The 14,847-nt window shown below is 65.1% G+C and carries 17 protein-coding genes; 7 read left to right on the top strand and 10 right to left on the bottom strand.

What is annotated here, in order from left to right; genetic code table 11:
• The first annotated feature begins 4 nt into the window (after positions 1-4).
• The 6 genes from cpaB (at position 5) to ARTSIC4J27_RS06145 (ending at position 5,838) form a co-directional block, all read left to right on the top strand.
• Positions 5-760: a Flp pilus assembly protein CpaB gene (gene cpaB / locus ARTSIC4J27_RS06170; protein WP_235436571.1), complete on the top strand. Its 756-nt coding sequence runs from the start codon at positions 5-7 to the stop codon at positions 758-760.
• A complete protein-coding gene (locus ARTSIC4J27_RS06165; RefSeq protein ID WP_050054336.1) occupies positions 757-1,950 on the top strand; it encodes an AAA family ATPase in 1,194 nt (397 codons plus the stop codon). The genes cpaB and ARTSIC4J27_RS06165 overlap by 4 nt, the downstream gene beginning before the upstream one ends.
• A complete protein-coding gene (locus tag ARTSIC4J27_RS06160) occupies positions 1,950-3,446 on the top strand; it encodes a CpaF family protein (protein ID WP_050054335.1) in 1,497 nt (498 codons plus the stop codon). Before ARTSIC4J27_RS06165 ends, ARTSIC4J27_RS06160 begins: the two co-directional genes overlap by 1 nt.
• A gap of 8 nt (positions 3,447-3,454) precedes the next feature.
• Positions 3,455-4,387, top strand: a complete 933-nt coding sequence (locus ARTSIC4J27_RS06155; RefSeq protein WP_050054334.1) for a type II secretion system F family protein — start codon at positions 3,455-3,457, stop codon at positions 4,385-4,387.
• Positions 4,388-4,394: 7 nt separating this feature from the next.
• A complete protein-coding gene (locus ARTSIC4J27_RS06150; RefSeq protein ID WP_050054333.1) occupies positions 4,395-5,279 on the top strand; it encodes a type II secretion system F family protein in 885 nt (294 codons plus the stop codon).
• Between the two features lie 94 nt (positions 5,280-5,373).
• Positions 5,374-5,838, top strand: a complete 465-nt coding sequence (locus ARTSIC4J27_RS06145) for an Hpt domain-containing protein (RefSeq protein ID WP_050054332.1) — start codon at positions 5,374-5,376, stop codon at positions 5,836-5,838.
• A gap of 28 nt (positions 5,839-5,866) precedes the next feature.
• On the opposite strand, the gene ARTSIC4J27_RS06140 is transcribed toward ARTSIC4J27_RS06145, so the two are convergent.
• The gene (locus ARTSIC4J27_RS06140) at positions 5,867-6,658 is read right to left on the bottom strand and encodes a response regulator transcription factor (protein WP_050054331.1); all 792 of its coding nucleotides are present in this window, start codon (positions 6,656-6,658) and stop codon (positions 5,867-5,869) included.
• A 256-nt stretch (positions 6,659-6,914) separates the two neighbouring features.
• Here ARTSIC4J27_RS06140 and ARTSIC4J27_RS06135 point away from each other — a divergent pair, with 256 nt between their 5' ends.
• The gene (locus ARTSIC4J27_RS06135) at positions 6,915-8,582 is read left to right on the top strand and encodes a sensor histidine kinase (protein ID WP_050054330.1); all 1,668 of its coding nucleotides are present in this window, start codon (positions 6,915-6,917) and stop codon (positions 8,580-8,582) included.
• Here the strand turns inward: ARTSIC4J27_RS06135 and ARTSIC4J27_RS06130 are convergent.
• The 9 genes from ARTSIC4J27_RS06130 to map all read right to left on the bottom strand — a co-directional run bounded on the left by ARTSIC4J27_RS06130 (position 8,579) and on the right by map (position 14,827).
• On the bottom strand, positions 8,579-9,472 hold the full coding sequence (locus ARTSIC4J27_RS06130; protein ID WP_200900762.1) for a tRNA pseudouridine synthase A: 894 nt from the start codon (positions 9,470-9,472) through the stop codon (positions 8,579-8,581). The two genes, ARTSIC4J27_RS06135 and ARTSIC4J27_RS06130, sit on opposite strands and share 4 nt — an antisense overlap.
• Positions 9,473-9,504: 32 nt before the next feature.
• Positions 9,505-10,089 carry a 50S ribosomal protein L17 gene (gene rplQ / locus ARTSIC4J27_RS06125; protein WP_050054328.1) on the bottom strand — a complete coding sequence of 195 codons (585 nt, stop codon included), beginning with the start codon at positions 10,087-10,089 and terminating at the stop codon, positions 9,505-9,507.
• Positions 10,090-10,157: 68 nt separating this feature from the next.
• A complete protein-coding gene (locus ARTSIC4J27_RS06120) occupies positions 10,158-11,168 on the bottom strand; it encodes a DNA-directed RNA polymerase subunit alpha (protein ID WP_013601812.1) in 1,011 nt (336 codons plus the stop codon).
• Between the two features lie 131 nt (positions 11,169-11,299).
• A complete protein-coding gene (gene rpsK, locus ARTSIC4J27_RS06115; protein ID WP_009358720.1) occupies positions 11,300-11,701 on the bottom strand; it encodes a 30S ribosomal protein S11 in 402 nt (133 codons plus the stop codon).
• Positions 11,702-11,807: 106 nt separating this feature from the next.
• Positions 11,808-12,182: a 30S ribosomal protein S13 gene (rpsM, locus tag ARTSIC4J27_RS06110; protein WP_003803743.1), complete on the bottom strand. Its 375-nt coding sequence runs from the start codon at positions 12,180-12,182 to the stop codon at positions 11,808-11,810.
• Positions 12,183-12,356: 174 nt separating this feature from the next.
• A complete protein-coding gene (rpmJ, locus tag ARTSIC4J27_RS06105; protein ID WP_009358722.1) occupies positions 12,357-12,470 on the bottom strand; it encodes a 50S ribosomal protein L36 in 114 nt (37 codons plus the stop codon).
• Between the two features lie 70 nt (positions 12,471-12,540).
• Positions 12,541-12,762, bottom strand: a complete 222-nt coding sequence (infA, locus tag ARTSIC4J27_RS06100) for a translation initiation factor IF-1 (protein ID WP_009358723.1) — start codon at positions 12,760-12,762, stop codon at positions 12,541-12,543.
• Positions 12,763-12,934: 172 nt separating this feature from the next.
• Positions 12,935-13,978 carry a P1 family peptidase gene (locus ARTSIC4J27_RS06095; RefSeq protein ID WP_083435349.1) on the bottom strand — a complete coding sequence of 348 codons (1,044 nt, stop codon included), beginning with the start codon at positions 13,976-13,978 and terminating at the stop codon, positions 12,935-12,937.
• A 21-nt stretch (positions 13,979-13,999) separates the two neighbouring features.
• Complete coding sequence (map, locus tag ARTSIC4J27_RS06090) at positions 14,000-14,827, bottom strand: type I methionyl aminopeptidase (RefSeq protein ID WP_050054326.1); 828 nt, start codon at positions 14,825-14,827, stop codon at positions 14,000-14,002.
• Positions 14,828-14,847 lie beyond the last annotated feature (20 nt).

The following is a 14,847-nucleotide window of genomic DNA, read 5'->3' as shown; positions in this document are numbered from 1 at the left end:
GAAAGTGAAGTCTCGCATGCTCGCCGGAACGGCTGCGGTCGCTTTGGCGATCGTAGGGGCCCTCCTCATAGTCTTTTATGCCCAGGGCGCGGACCAGCGGGCGCTGGCTTCAACGCAGCCCAAAGACGTACTGGTCGTCAAGACCGCAATCCCCGCCGGCACCCCCGTCAATGACATGACGGCCTCGCTGGCCGTGGAGAAGATGCCGGCCGCCGGCGTTTCAGACACCGCCCTCAGCACCCTCGAAAACAAGGCCGGGACCGTCAGTGCGGTGGATCTGGTACCCGGCGAACAGCTCCTCGCCGAGCGCCTAGTCGCCCCCGAAGACGTCAAAGCCCAAGGCGCCGTCGAGGTCCCCGCAGGCCTGCAGGAAGTCTCCTTTGAAGTGGAACCCAAGCGCGTAGTAGGCGGACGCATCAACGTCGGCGATCACGTGGGCATCTCACTCAACTTCGAAAACGGCGCCGTCAAGGCCGCCGCTGCCGATGCCACCACCCAACTCACCCTCCGCAAAGTACTCGTCACCGCCGTGCAGCGGGCACCCCAAGCCGCGAGCGCCGAGAAAGCCGAGGACGGAACCAACCCCGCGGACACCACCCTCCCGGAAGGCTCCCTGATGCTCACCGTCGCAGTCACCGATGTGGATGCCAGCAAGATCATCTTCACATCCATCAACGGCAGCCTCTGGCTCACCAAGGAACCCCTGGACGCCCAGGACAACGGCCCCCGGATCGAACGCAAGGAAGGGGTGTACAAGTGAGCCGCTTCGTCCTGCTCTCCCCCAACGGCGACTTCGACCAGAAGCTGCGCGCCGCCGTGGCCAACGGCCTACGCGGTTCCGTGCAGACCATAGCCTCAGACATCCTCCCGGCCGGCCCGCAGGAACTGTTCGCCCTCCTCAACCAGGAACAGCCCGAAGTCCTCATCATCGGACCCGACGTCCCCTACGAGGAGGCGCTGCGCTTCGCAAAGGTCTTCGACGTCCAGCTCCCCGGCCTCAGCCTGGTGCTGGTCAGCGACGTGGACCCCGCCCTCCTCCTGCACGCCATGCGCGCCGGCATCCGGGACATCCTCAGCCCGCAGGCGGACGCCGCGGAAATCCGCGTACTGCTCGAACGGGCCTGCCAGTCCTTCGCCACCCGCCACCGCAGCCCCGAGGCTCAACAAACAGAGAACGGCAAGGGCCTGGTGATCGGCGTCTTCTCCCCCAAGGGCGGCGTCGGTAAGACCACTCTTGCCACCAACATCGCTATCGGCCTGGGCCAGATCGCGCCCATGAGCGTGGTCATCGTGGACCTGGACCTGCAGTTCGGCGACGTCGCTTCCGGCCTCTACCTCAACCCGCAGCACACGGTCACCGATGCCGTCACCCCCGCAGCCGCCCAGGACTCCCTGGTCCTCAAGGCCTTCCTCACGGTGCACCCGGCCGGCATCTACGCCCTCTGCGCACCGCCCAACCCGGTGGACGCGGATCACATCACCCCGGAACAGGTCAGCCGCCTGGTGGAACAGCTGTCCCACGAATTCCAGTACGTAGTCCTGGATACCGCCCCCGGCATGCCCGAAATCGGCCTCGCCGCCATGGAGCAGTGCACCGACGTGGTGTGGGTCAGCGCCATGGACATCCCCAGCCTGCGCGGCCTCCGCTCCGGCCTCGAGGTGCTCCGCCAGCTCGACATCATGCCCGAATCGCGCCACGTTGTCCTCAACATGGCCGACCCCAAGGCAGGCCTCAACGTCCGCGACGTCGAATCGACCATCGGCGCGCCGGTAGACGTCAGCGTCCCCCGGTCCCGCGCCGTGGCACTGTCCACCAACCGCGGCATCCCCGTCCTCCAGGAATCCAAGAAGGACCCCGCCGTGAAGAGCCTCCGCCACCTGGTGGAACGGTTCAACCCGGCATGGCGCGCCCAGGCCCAGCGCAAGCTTCACCGAAGGGTGGTCATCTAATGAAGCTCTCCGAACGGATCAGCGCCGTCCAGGACCGCGCCCAGACGACCGGCAGCAATGTTGCCGTTCTCGAACCGCCAAGCCCCGCCGTCGTGCCCCCCTCCCAGGACGGCGGGGTGCGGCACGCTCCTGCCCAGCAGGCTCCCCTCACGCCAACGTACGACGCCGGCACCCCCTCAGTGCCCGCCTCACCGAAGGTGGATGTCTTCGCAGCCATGAAGGACAGGGCGGCCACCGCACTTTTCGAGCGGATGGGCACGCGGTTCAACGACGCGGCCGTCACTGAGCAGGAGCTCCGGGCTACGGCCAAGGAGGAACTGACCCGGATCATCGACGCCGAACAGGTACCCCTCAGCCCCGAGGAGCGCACCCGCCTGGTCCGGGACGTCGCGGATGACGTGCTGGGCTACGGCCCCCTCCAGCGCCTGCTGGACGATCCCGCCGTCACGGAAATCATGGTCAACCGCATGGACCAGATCTACGTGGAGCGGAAAGGCAAGCTGACGCTCACCGAATTCCGGTTCGGCTCTGAGGAGCACCTGCGCAAGGTCATCGAGCGCATCGTCTCCAAGGTCGGCCGCCGCATCGACGAGTCCTCGCCTTTGGTCGATGCCCGGCTCGAGGACGGCTCCCGTGTGAACGCCGTAATCCCGCCACTCGCCGTCGGCGGCTCCTCACTGACCATCCGAAAGTTCAGCAAGACTCCGTTGACGGTACAGAACCTCATCGACTTCGGAACCCTCACCCCGGAAATGGCCGAGCTGCTCAACGCCTGCGTCAAGGCCAAGCTCAACATCATCGTCTCCGGCGGTACCGGCACCGGTAAGACAACCCTGCTCAATGTGCTGTCCTCCTTCCTTCCGTCCGACGAACGGATCGTCACCATCGAGGACGCGGTGGAACTCCAGATCCAGCAGCAGCACGTGGTCCGTCTCGAAAGCAGGCCGCCGAACACCGAAGGCAAGGGCGAAGTCACCATCCGCGAGCTGCTGCGCAACTCCCTGCGTATGCGGCCGGACCGGATCGTGGTGGGTGAAGTCCGTGGCGGGGAATCGCTGGACATGCTCCAGGCCATGAACACCGGCCACGACGGTTCCCTCTCCACGGTGCACTCCAACTCGCCACGCGACGCCGTGGCCCGTCTCGAGACGCTGGTGCTGATGGCCGGCATGGACCTGCCGCTGCGGGCCATCCGCGAGCAGATTGCCTCCGCCGTCAACCTCATCGTCCAGATTTCCAGGCTGCGTGACGGCTCCCGCCGCATCACCCACGTCACCGAAGTGCAGGGTATGGAAGGGGACATCGTGACCCTCCAGGACGCGTTCGTCTTCGATTACTCCGCCGGTGTGGACGCCCAGGGCCGCTTCCTCGGCAGACCTGTCGCCACCGGAATCCGGCCGCGCTTCATCGACCGGTTCGAGGACCTGGGCATCCACGTCTCCCCCAGCGTCTTCGCCGGTCCGCAAAACCCCGCACACCAAACACCCGGAAGATAGGCACAGCCGTGATCCTCGCTGTCGGAGCAGTCATCCTGCTGCTCGCCGTCACCCTCCTGGGCCTAGCCGTACTGCTGCCCAGCACTCCAGAAGTGCCACTGGACCGCCGCCGCCCTTTTGACCCCGAGCCGCCGTCGTCGATCTCCCGCCTGGCCCTCTCCGGCGTCCGGTCCTTCGAACGCCTCCTGCAGGGACGGAACGTCCGCCTCTTCTCCCGGACCGAACTCGAAGACGCCGGGCTGCGCCTGAGCCAGGCCGAGTTCTTCCTCCTGGTGGGCATCGGTGCGTGCGTCGGGATGCTCGTGGGTATGGTCACCGTCGGTCCGCTGGTGGGAATCCTGCTGGCCCTGCTCGCGCCCTTCGTGGGGAAGCTGGTCCTGGGATTCCTCGCCGGAAAACGCCGTGCCACGTTCGACAGCCAACTCGGCGATACGCTCCAATTGCTCTCCGGCGGCCTTCGCGCCGGCCACAGCATCCTGCGCGCCATCGATGCTGCGGCCGCCGAATCCCAGAAACCGACCTCGGAGGAGATGCGGCGGGTGATCACCGAGACCAGCCTGGGCCGCGACCTGCTCGCGGCCCTCAACGATACAGCTGACCGGATGAAGAACGAGGACTTTGTCTGGATTTCCCAGGCCATCCAGATCAACCGCGAAGTAGGCGGCAACCTGGCGGACGTCCTGGACCAGGTGAACGAAACCATCCGCGAGCGCGCTGAGATCAAGGGACACATCAAGGCCCTGGCGGCCGAGGGCAAGTTCTCTGCCTACATCCTCATCGCCATGCCCTTCGGTATCGTGGCCATGCTCCTGTCCGTGAGCCCGAACTACATGAACTCGATGTTCACCCATCCCCTGGGCTGGGTGATGATCGGCGCGTCGTTCGTCCTTATGACCATCGGCGCGCTCTGGATGCGCAAGATCATCGACCTGAAGTTCTGAGGATGCCATGAACCTCATAGTTCTCCTCTCCGTCCTGCTGGTCTGCGTCCCCGTCGGCGCCTTGGCGTGGTCAGCCCTGACCGTGGACAAGCAGGGCCGCGTGGCGGTCAGCGACCTGCTGTCCCGCGGGGCCACTCCCCTGGCTGTCGCTCCCGTTGCCAAACCGGGCCTGCTCGAGGGGATCGGCCGCCGGCTCACCCCGCCCGCCTACGTAGCCTTCCTTGACCGGTTGTTGGCCCTGGCTGGCAGGCCCGTGTCCATGCCGCTGGGCAAAGTGCTGGGGTCCAAACTGGGCATCGGCGTGGCGGGCGTGACCGCCGGTGTCTATCTGAGCTCGGTGGGCAGCACGCCCCTGATGAAACTGGCGGGGCTGTTCCTGCTGTTCCTGGGCTACTTCATCCCGGACCTCCTGCTCTACAGCAAAGGGCTGGAGCGCCAGAAAGTCATCCAGCTGGAACTCGCCAACACCCTGGACCAGATGCTGATCTCCGTTGAGGCCGGCCTTGGTTTCGAGGGCGCTATGGCGCGGGCCGGGGACAACGGCAAGGGACCGCTGGCGGAGGAACTGGTGCGGACCCTGCAGGACATGCAGGTGGGCCGGAGCCGCAGGGAGTCCTACCTCGCCCTTGCTGAGAGAACCAACATTCCGGAGCTGCGCAGCTTTGTCCAGGCAGTGGTGCAGGCGGACACGTACGGCATCGCGATCAGCCGGGTCCTCCGGGTCCAGGCAAAAGTGATGCGGGTGAAGCGCAGGCAGCGGGCTGAAGAAAAGGCCATGAAACTTCCGGTGATGATCCTGTTTCCGCTGTTGTTCTTTATTTTCCCGGTGCTGTTCATCGCCATTCTCGGCCCGGCCGTCATCAATACCATCGTCACCTTCAGCAGCCAATAGGACCCATCAGCCTCACCCCAAAAGATCCCTCAAGGTTTACACAGGATCACCCGAAATAGGACAACCATCGAATTCCAGGAAGTAGCCTTGAAGAATGCACAGTCCAGATCCCGGCTCCAGCGACAGGGGCGCAGCTGCGGACCCACCGCGGCCCGGGATCACAGCAACCTCCGGTTCCGCGTTCTCACAGGAAGCGGCCGGGCTCTTGCCGCTCGTTGACGCAGCCGTGCTGGAAGAGCTGGAAGACGAACTGGCCGGCTCCGGCCTCGCACAGCGGTTCGCCCGTGACTATGCGGCCATGTGGGACCAGCGCTGCGCCCGGCTGGCAGCGGCCGTGAACAGCCGCGACATTGAATCCGCCCTGGATGCCGCCATCAGCCTCAAGATCAGCTCCGCCATGGTGGGCGGCGTGCGCCTGGCGAAACTGGCAGAACTGCTGGAGACCCTGATCCGGCAGGGCGAATTCGGCCAGGGGCAGGTCCTGATGGAGCGGGTTACCCAGGACGGCGGCCAGACCGTGTCCGAGCTGCAGTCCACCTACATCCTCAAAAACGGCTGACCCGCGGCCCTCCGGACCCAACGGGCCCTCAGCCCTTCGCCGCGTCCTGCCGGCTCGGCGCCAGGCGGTATCCCACGCCGCGGACGGTCTGCAGCCAGCGGGGCGAGACGGCATCCTCCTTCAGCTTGCGCCGAAGATTGCCGATGTGGACCTCAACAGCGCGTTCGTCTGCCTCACTGATGTAGGTGTCCTCGTCGTAGAACTCGCCCCGGACTGCCCGCACCAGATCGGCCCGGGTACACACTGCCCCGCCGCCCTTCAGGAGCACGTGCAGCAAATCAAACTCGCTGCGCGTGAGGGTCAAGGGTTCCCCATTGACCTCCACGGTGCGGGTGCGGTGGTTCAGTTCCAGGCCGTTATGCTGCAGGACCGCGGCGTCTTCGGGACGGGCTGCCGCTGCGGGCGCGGCTCCCCACCCCGCCAGCGCCGGCTTCGGCCCGGTGATCTCATGCCTCGGCCTGCGCATCATCGCAGCTACACGGGCCCGCAGCTCACGGGGCCGGAAGGGCTTGGCTATGTAGTCGTCAGCGCCGGCGTTGAGCGCGGACAGCAGATCCGGCTCCTCCGTCCGGCCCGTGAGCATCACAATGTAGGCGTTGCTGAAGTTGCGGATCCGCCGCAGGACCTCGAGCCCGTCGATGTCCGGCAGCCCGATGTCCAGAGTCACCACGTTGGCCTGCTTGCTGCGGACCACTTCCACGCCGGCCCGCCCGTCAACGGCCGTATGCACCTCGAAGCCCGCCTGGCTCAACACTCCCTCGAGGAGGTTCCGCACATCGGCGTCGTCTTCAATTACTACAGCCACACCAAGATCGTCCATTGATATCCCTGCGCCAGGCGGTTACGGCCCCCCATTGGCCCAGCGCCAATGCCATTCCCGCTCCAACTCTTTATACGCTACAAGTAAGTAGGGCTGATGACACCTGTTTCAACATTGCATTTGAAAAGTCAATTATTATGACAGAGCATGTGGATTACGAGCATGGAGAGGATGTGTGCCAGCGTGCCCTTGAGGAATTCGGTCGCGCCTGCCCCAGGAACTCGTTTCACGGCCCCGCTTGACCGGGCCAGGATCCATGGCTGACCGCCTCTTTCCGCGCCGGTCCGCGCGGATCTTCCAGGCGCTGGGGCCGCGTTCGCAGGTGGCACTGTGCCAGCTCCCCCTGACCCTGATCGTGGCCGCCCTCGCGGTAGCAACGCCCTTCGCCTGGCCCACGCTTCTGCACAGCCCCCTGTACCTCGCGGGGATTACCCTCTCGGGTGTGCTCTTCCTGGCCTGCCTCCTGGTCCCGTGGGAGCGGCTGGCGCACCGCCCGTACCTGCTGATTCCCGTCCTGGACTTTGTGGCCATCGGGCTGCTCCGGAACGGCGCCGCTCCCCTGCTCCCCGGGCTGGCGGTCCTGGCAGTGTTCCCGGTGATCTGGCTCTCCGCCTCCGGGATGCTCACGCGCAGCAGCCTGGTCCTGAGCTTCTTCGGACCTATGTTCATCATGGTCCCGACGCTCGCCGGACGGTTCCCCAACCTGACCGCCTCGGACATCACCAGTACTTTCCTCTTTCCCCTGATGACTCTCGCAGTGTCCCTCGCCATCAGGTTCGCCAGCATCCACGTCAGGCTGCAACAGCGTGAGCTGGCAGAGAAAGACACGGAACTCCGGGCGCTGCTGCGCGAAAGCAGGGAACGGGAGAAGCTGCTGGAGACGGTCCTGGACGCAACGGACGTGGGAATTGCCGCCGTCGACCGCTCCGGCCACTTCCTGGTGTCCAACAGCCGGCAGCGGAACTTCCGCCAGGCCACCCACGCGGACGACGCCGTCCCCGGGCAGGGCCACCAGCTGATCTTCGGCCAGGACCGGCGGACACTGCTGCCCCCGGAGAAGCGGCCCATCAGCAGGGCCATGGCCGGCGAATCCTTCGCCGACTACCTGGTGTGGGCCGGGGAGGGAGCGGACCAGCGGGCTGTGTCCACAGCCGCCCGTCCCCTGGTGAGTGAGTCCGGCCAGCTGACCGGCGCCGTGGTTGTCTACAGCGATGTGACTGGCTGGGTGGAGGCTCTGGCGGCCAACCAGGAGCTGGTGTCCAACGTGACCCACGAGTTCAAGACCCCGCTGAACTCCATCATCGGCAACGTGGACCTGGTGCTCGACGACGTTGCCGCCTTGCCGCCGCAAGTGGCCCAGCGTCTGGTGGTGGTGCAGAGGAACGCGGAGCGGCTGCTCGCCCTGGTGGCTGACCTGTCGGCGTCGGCGTCGGCGGCGCTCAATGTCCATCCCAAGCGAACGGACCTGGCGAGCCTGGTGGAGACCACCATCGGCTCAGCCCAGGCCCAGGCCGAGGTGGCCAACATCCGCCTGTCAGCGGACGTTCCCTCGCCACTTTGGGCTTACGCGGACCCGCTCCGCATAGGCCAGGCGCTGGACAACCTGGTGTCGAATGCCATCAAGTACTCCCCCGGCGGCGGCAACGTCAGCATCAGCGCCCGCAGCAGCCGGGAGTGGGTGCAGCTCAGCGTCAGCGACACCGGAATGGGCATCAGCAGTGAGGACAGGGACAGGGTCTTCAAACGCTTCTTCCGCACCGAATCAGCCAGAGAGGCCGCCATCGCCGGCGCCGGGCTCGGCTTGTCGATCACCAAGATGATTGTCGAGCGACACGGCGGGCAGATCTCGTGCGTCAGCGGTGAGGGCAAGGGCAGCACCTTCACCCTGACACTGCCGGCAGAGGGCCCGCCGGCGGCCTTCTAGTACTCCCGCAGCGCCCGGGTGAGTTCCGCGCGTGCCAGCAACTCGTCGTCGGACGGGTAGGCCACTTCCTCCAGCACCAGCGGGTGCGGCGCCGCCAGCACGGACTTGGCGTCACGCTTCCGGGCGAGCAGCCGTTCGTACAGCCACCCCGGTTCCTCCACGCCCTCCCCCACATACAGGGCCGAACCGATCAGGGCGCGCACCATGTTGTGGCAGAAGGCATCGGCCTGGACGGTAGCCACAATGACGCCGTCTTCCGCGCGTGCGAACTCGAAGCGCTGCAGTTCACGGATGGTGGTGGCACCTTCACGCGGTTTGCAGAAGGACAGGAAGTTCTGCAGCCCCAGCAACTTCGAGGCGCCTTCGTTCAACAGGGACACATCAAGCGGGCTTTTGTGCCACAGGGTGGAGTACCGGCCCAGCGGATCCCAGAGCGCGGGTCCGTCCGCGATGCGGTAGCTGTAGCGCCGCCAGAGCGCCGAGAACCGGGCATCAAACCCCTCCGGCGCCAGCGAAATCCGGTGCACCTCCACCGCCCCGGTCAGGTCCCCGAGCACGCGGCTGAGGGCGCCGCGGATCCTTCGCAGCATGGCGACGGCGGGATCGAGTTCGTGCCCCCGCGGCAGTCCCAGCCACTCGGCTTCGCTGAGGTCCAGGTGGACCACCTGGCCGCGGGCGTGCACGCCGGCGTCGGTGCGGCCGGCAACAGTCACGCGGACCGGGCGGCGGACCAGCAGCTGCAGGGCTTCCTCGAGGGCGCCCTGGACGGTCCGCAGGCCCGGCTGCAGGGCCCACCCGCTGAAGGGGCCGCCGTCGTACGACAAATCCAGCCGGACACGCAAAAACCCGCCGCCCCCCAAAACGGGGGCCGCGGGTTTTTGGTCGTTCATAGACTTAAGTCTATGCGAAGAAAATCAGCGAATTACTTCGCGTCCTTCTCTTCAGCAGCCGGAGCTTCGGCAGCTTCCTCAGCGGCCGGAGCCTCTTCGGTTGCAGCTTCTTCAGCAGCAGGAGCCTCGGTGGTTTCCTCGGCGGGAGCCTCCGCAGCTTCGGTCTCGGCGACCTCAGCCTCGGGAGCTTCCTCGGCAGCCGGAGCAGCCTTGGCGGCAGCCTGCGTAGCCTCGGCCACTACAGCCTGCTTGGCGGAAACGGGCTCAAGAACGAGCTCGATGACAGCCATGGGGGCGTTGTCGCCCTTGCGGTTGCCGATCTTGGTGATGCGGGTGTAGCCGCCGTCGCGGTTCTCCACTGCCTGGGCAATGTCGGTGAACAGCTCGTGGACGACGCCCTTGTTGCTGATCAGGCCGAGCACGCGGCGGCGGGAAGCGAGGTCGCCGCGCTTGGCGAAGGTGACCAGGCGTTCTGCATACGGCTTCAGGCGCTTGGCCTTGGTCACCGTGGTGGTGATCCGCTTGTGCTCGAACAGGGATGCTGCCAGGTTCGCGAGCATGAGGCGCTCGTGAGCCGGGCCGCCTCCGAGGCGCGGACCCTTAGTGGGGGTAGGCATAATTGTTTCTCCTCATGTGGAAGCCGTGGACCGCACACCATGGTGCTGCCCGCCGGCCAAGGTCTGGTTTAGAGTTCGTCGTCGCCGAAGGCGGCGTCGTCCTCTTCGATTGCTGCGGCGCGTGCTGCGAGGTCAAAACCGGGAGGCGAGTCCTTGAGGGACAGGCCCAGTTCAACCAGCTTTGCCTTGACCTCGTCAATGGACTTGGCACCGAAGTTGCGGATGTCCATCAGGTCAGCCTCGGAGCGGGCAACGAGTTCACCCACGGTGTGGATGCCCTCACGCTTGAGGCAGTTGTAGGAACGGACGGTGAGGTCCAGATCCTCGATCGGCAGTGCCATGTCGGCTGCCAGGGCAGCGTCGGTGGGTGACGGGCCGATCTCGATACCTTCAGCTGCGGTGTTCAGCTCACGTGCCAGACCGAAGAGCTCCACCAGGGTGGTGCCTGCGGAAGCAACAGCATCGCGCGGGGCGATAGCCTGCTTGGTCTCGACGTCGACAATAAGCTTGTCGAAGTCGGTGCGCTGCTCAACACGGGTTGCTTCCACGCGGAAAGTAACCTTCAGCACCGGCGAGTAAATGGAGTCGACCGGGATGCGGCCGATCTCTGCGTCGCCGGACTTGTTCTGAGCTGCCGAAACGTAGCCGCGGCCGCGCTCGATGGTCAGTTCGAGTTCGAACTTGCCCTTCGAGTTCAGCGTGGCGATGTGCAGATCCGGGTTGTGGAATTCGACGCCGGCCGGCGGAGCGATGTCCGCGGCGGTGACGACTCCGGGGCCCTGCTTGCGCAGGTAAGCAACAACCGGCTCATCGTGCTCGGAGGAAACCGACAGGCTCTTGATGTTCAGGATGATCTCAGTGACATCTTCCTTCACACCCGGAACCGTGGTGAACTCGTGCAGCACGCCATCGATCCGGATGCTGGTTACAGCAGCACCGGGGATGGAGGAGAGCAGGGTACGGCGGAGGGAGTTTCCGAGGGTGTAGCCGAAGCCCGGTTCCAGCGGTTCAATGATGAAACGCGAACGGTTTTCGGAGACTACCTCTTCGGAGAGGGTGGGGCGCTGTGCAATGAGCACTTAGGTTTCCTTTCGGCGAGCATCCGCTATATGACGCAACACAGGTGGTGGAAATTCGGTCTGAAGACTTAACGCGCTGGGCTTGCCCGGACCATCAACGGTCCGGGCAAGCTCATGCGGCATCGAAAGCCTTAGACGCGGCGGCGCTTCGGGGGACGGCAGCCGTTGTGGGCGGCGGGGGTGACGTCCTGGATGGAGCCAACCTCGAGGCCGGCAGCCTGCAGCGAACGGATCGCGGTTTCGCGTCCCGAGCCCGGGCCCTTCACGAAAACGTCAACCTTGCGCATGCCGTGCTCCTGGGCGCGCTTTGCAGCAGCTTCAGCAGCCATCTGGGCAGCGAACGGGGTGGACTTACGCGAGCCCTTGAAGCCAACCTCACCTGAGGAAGCCCAAGAGATAACAGCGCCGGTCGGATCCGTGATGGAAACGATGGTGTTGTTAAACGTGCTCTTGATGTGCGCCTGGCCAAGCGCGATATTCTTCTTGTCCTTCTTACGCGGCTTGCGAACCGCGCCACGAGTCTTCGGGGGCATTATTTCTCCTACAGAAAGTTTATTGGGGGAAGGCCGTTAACCTGGGCCCACACTTGCAGGGTTCCTTGAAATCGCGCCAGCGATTTTAGGGAGCAAGTGGGGAGGTTTAGCGTGCCTTCTTCTTGCCGGCGACGGTGCGCTTCGGGCCCTTGCGGGTACGGGCGTTGGTCTTCGTACGCTGTCCGCGTACGGGCAGGCCCTTGCGGTGGCGCAGGCCTTCGTAGCTGCCGATTTCAACCTTGCGGCGGATATCTGCTGCTACTTCGCGGCGAAGGTCACCCTCAACCTTGTAGTTGCCTTCAATGTAGTCACGCAGCTCAACCAGCTGGGCATCAGTCAGGTCCTTGACGCGAACGTCAGCGCTGATGCCAGTGGCAGCCAGGGTTTCGTGTGCACGGGTCTTGCCCACGCCGTAGATGTAAGTAAGCGCAATTTCCAGCCGCTTTTCGCGGGGAATGTCTACGCCAGCGAGACGAGCCATAGTGGCAGTACTCCTTGATAAACCGGAGGTCGTAGGCAGTACACCCGCATGTTCCATGCGGCCCCAGCCTCCGACCGGGGGTTAGCTGTCCGGGCTCCATACGTCCCAGATCAGCTTGTGCTGCCTTTATTTACTTGCGTGGGTTAGCAACCCAGGAATTCCCGATGAAGGGAATTAGCCCTGGCGCTGCTTGTGGCGCGGGTTCTCGCAGATCACCATGACCCGGCCATTACGGCGGATCACTTTGCACTTTTCGCAGATCTGCTTGACGCTCGGCTTGACCTTCATGGCATTCCTTTGCGTGTAACAGTTGGTCAACTGGAGCGGCATTCAGTTCACACTGAGGCCGCCCAGCAATTTACTTGTAGCGGTAGACGATACGACCACGGGTGAGGTCGTACGGGCTCAGCTCCACCACTACGCGGTCCTCAGGGAGAATCCTGATGTAGTGCTGACGCATCTTTCCAGAGATGTGTGCCAGTACGATGTGCTTGTTGGTCAGCTCAACGCGAAACATCGCGTTAGGCAGCGCCTCAGTCACAACGCCTTCGATCTCAATGACCCCGTCCTTCTTGGCCATACCCTCCGCTAACTGTTGTTGCCGCAGTCCCGCCGGATTGCACCGGGCATGACCACGAACGTTTTTGTTGGATCGATTGCCGGCTCCAGGCCCCAAAAGGGCGTGGCAGTCCAGACAACCAACAAACAACACTACTCTGTCTGGCCGTAAAAGTTAAATCGGCAATAGTAACCTACCCGGCACCGTACACACCATAATCACCGGCCGGAGTGCTCACAGCCCGGGCGCTGGCCACGCCGTCAAGGATGGCCAGGCGGACGACGTCGGCTGCCGCACTTTGCAGCGTGATCAGGCCAATCTGCCGGGCAGCTTCGTCGGAGCGGTCAAGTGCCACAGCTTGGGTGGACAGGCAGAAGACCGTGTCCCCATCCGCCAAGGTGTGGCTCGGGTTTAGGGCCCGCGCAATCCCGGCATGCGAGGCAGAAGCAGTCCGCTTGCACTCGGCCACATCAAGAACGGCGTTGGTAGCGACGACGACAAGCGTGGTGTTCAGGGGCGCGTCTAGGTGGGCAGGTTCCGGGGCCCGGAAGCGCGCGTCTAAGGTGGGCCCACGCGAGCCGGGTTCCCTGGCCGAGCTTGCGAGGCTAGGGGGCTCGTGGGGCGGAACGACCGAGCGCGCGGAGGGCCGCGGCGCCTGCCCGCCGTCAACCACCGGCAAACCAAGAGCGTTGACGACAGCGATCGCGCCCACCACCACGCCGTTATCGAGCGTCGCCGATGCCGTACCCACCCCGCCCTTATACGTCCGGGCGATGACTGCTCCGGTGCCGGCACCCACGTTGCCGCGTCCGACGTCGTGCCCGTCCTTTTCAGCAGCAGCGGCGGCGGTTGCAGCGTAGCCCATGTCCGGCGTCGGACGCGCTGAAAAGTCGCCGCCGCGGCCAAGGTCGAAGATGGCGGCTGCCGGGACGATCGGTACCACTCCCCCGGGAACGGCGAAGCCCCGATTGTTCTCCTCGCACCAGCGCTGGGCGCCGGCCGCGGAGGCGAGGCCGTACGCGCTGCCGCCGGTGAGGACCACGGCGTCCACGGCGCTGACCAGGGTGGTGGGATCCAGGGCGTCGGTCTCGTGGGTGGCCGGTCCGCCGCCCTGGACGTCCACCGATCCCACGGTGCCCGGCGGCGGCAGGACCACCGTCACCCCGCTCAGCCAGCCGTCGCCGGTCTTCTGTACGTGGCCAACCCGGATCCCGGGCACATCGGTGATCGCTCCCATGGCACCCATTGTTCCGGGAACCTACGGAATCGGCACCGGAGTGACGCCGAGGGGCACCAGATGCTCCGCACCGCCGTCGGGCGCTGAGAGGACCCAGATGCCCTTCTCGTGGACGGCCACGGAGTGCTCCCACTGGCAGGAGCGGGCACCGTCGGTGGTGATGACGGTCCAGTCGTCCTCCAGGACCGCAGTCTCAATGCCGCCGCGGACCAGCATGGGCTCGATCGCCAGGCAGAGGCCCGGACGGATCTTCGGGCCGCGGTGGCTGGTGCGGTAGTTCAGGACGTCCGGTGCCATGTGCATTTCAGATCCGATGCCGTGGCCCACATAGTCCTCGAGGATCCCCAGCGGTTTGCCCGGGACGGAAGAGACGTAGTCGTCGATGGCGGCGCCGATATCGCCTACGTGCTTGCCGGTGGCCAGTGCCGCGATCCCCCGCCACAAGGCGGCATGGGTCACGTCGGAAAGCCGCTGGTCCGCAGGATCGGCCGTGCCCACGATAACTGTCCGCGCCGAGTCGGAGTGCCAGCCGTTCACAATGGCACCGCCGTCGATCGAGATGATGTCGCCGTCCTTCAGGACCCGGCTGCCGGGAATGCCGTGGACCACTTCCTCATTCACGGAGGTGCAGATCGTGGCGGGGAACCCGTGGTAGCCCAGGAAGTTGGACTTGGCGCCGGCCTCGTTGAGGACGGCGGCGAAGACGTCATCCAGGTGCTTGGTGGTGACGCCAGGAACGGCCGCTGCAACAGCGGCATCCAGGGCACGGCTCAGGACCAGGCCTGCTTCGTGCATGGTGCGCATCTGGGCGTTGGTCTTGTATTCGATGCGGGGCTGGCCAAAGGCCATGGGGATTTCCTTTCAAATGG

The organism is Pseudarthrobacter siccitolerans, from assembly GCF_001046895.1.
GTDB classification, from domain to species: Bacteria; Actinomycetota; Actinomycetes; order Actinomycetales; family Micrococcaceae; genus Arthrobacter; species Arthrobacter siccitolerans.
The sequence above is the reverse complement of the archived record's forward strand: the minus strand, read 5'-3'. Positions and strand labels throughout refer to the sequence as shown.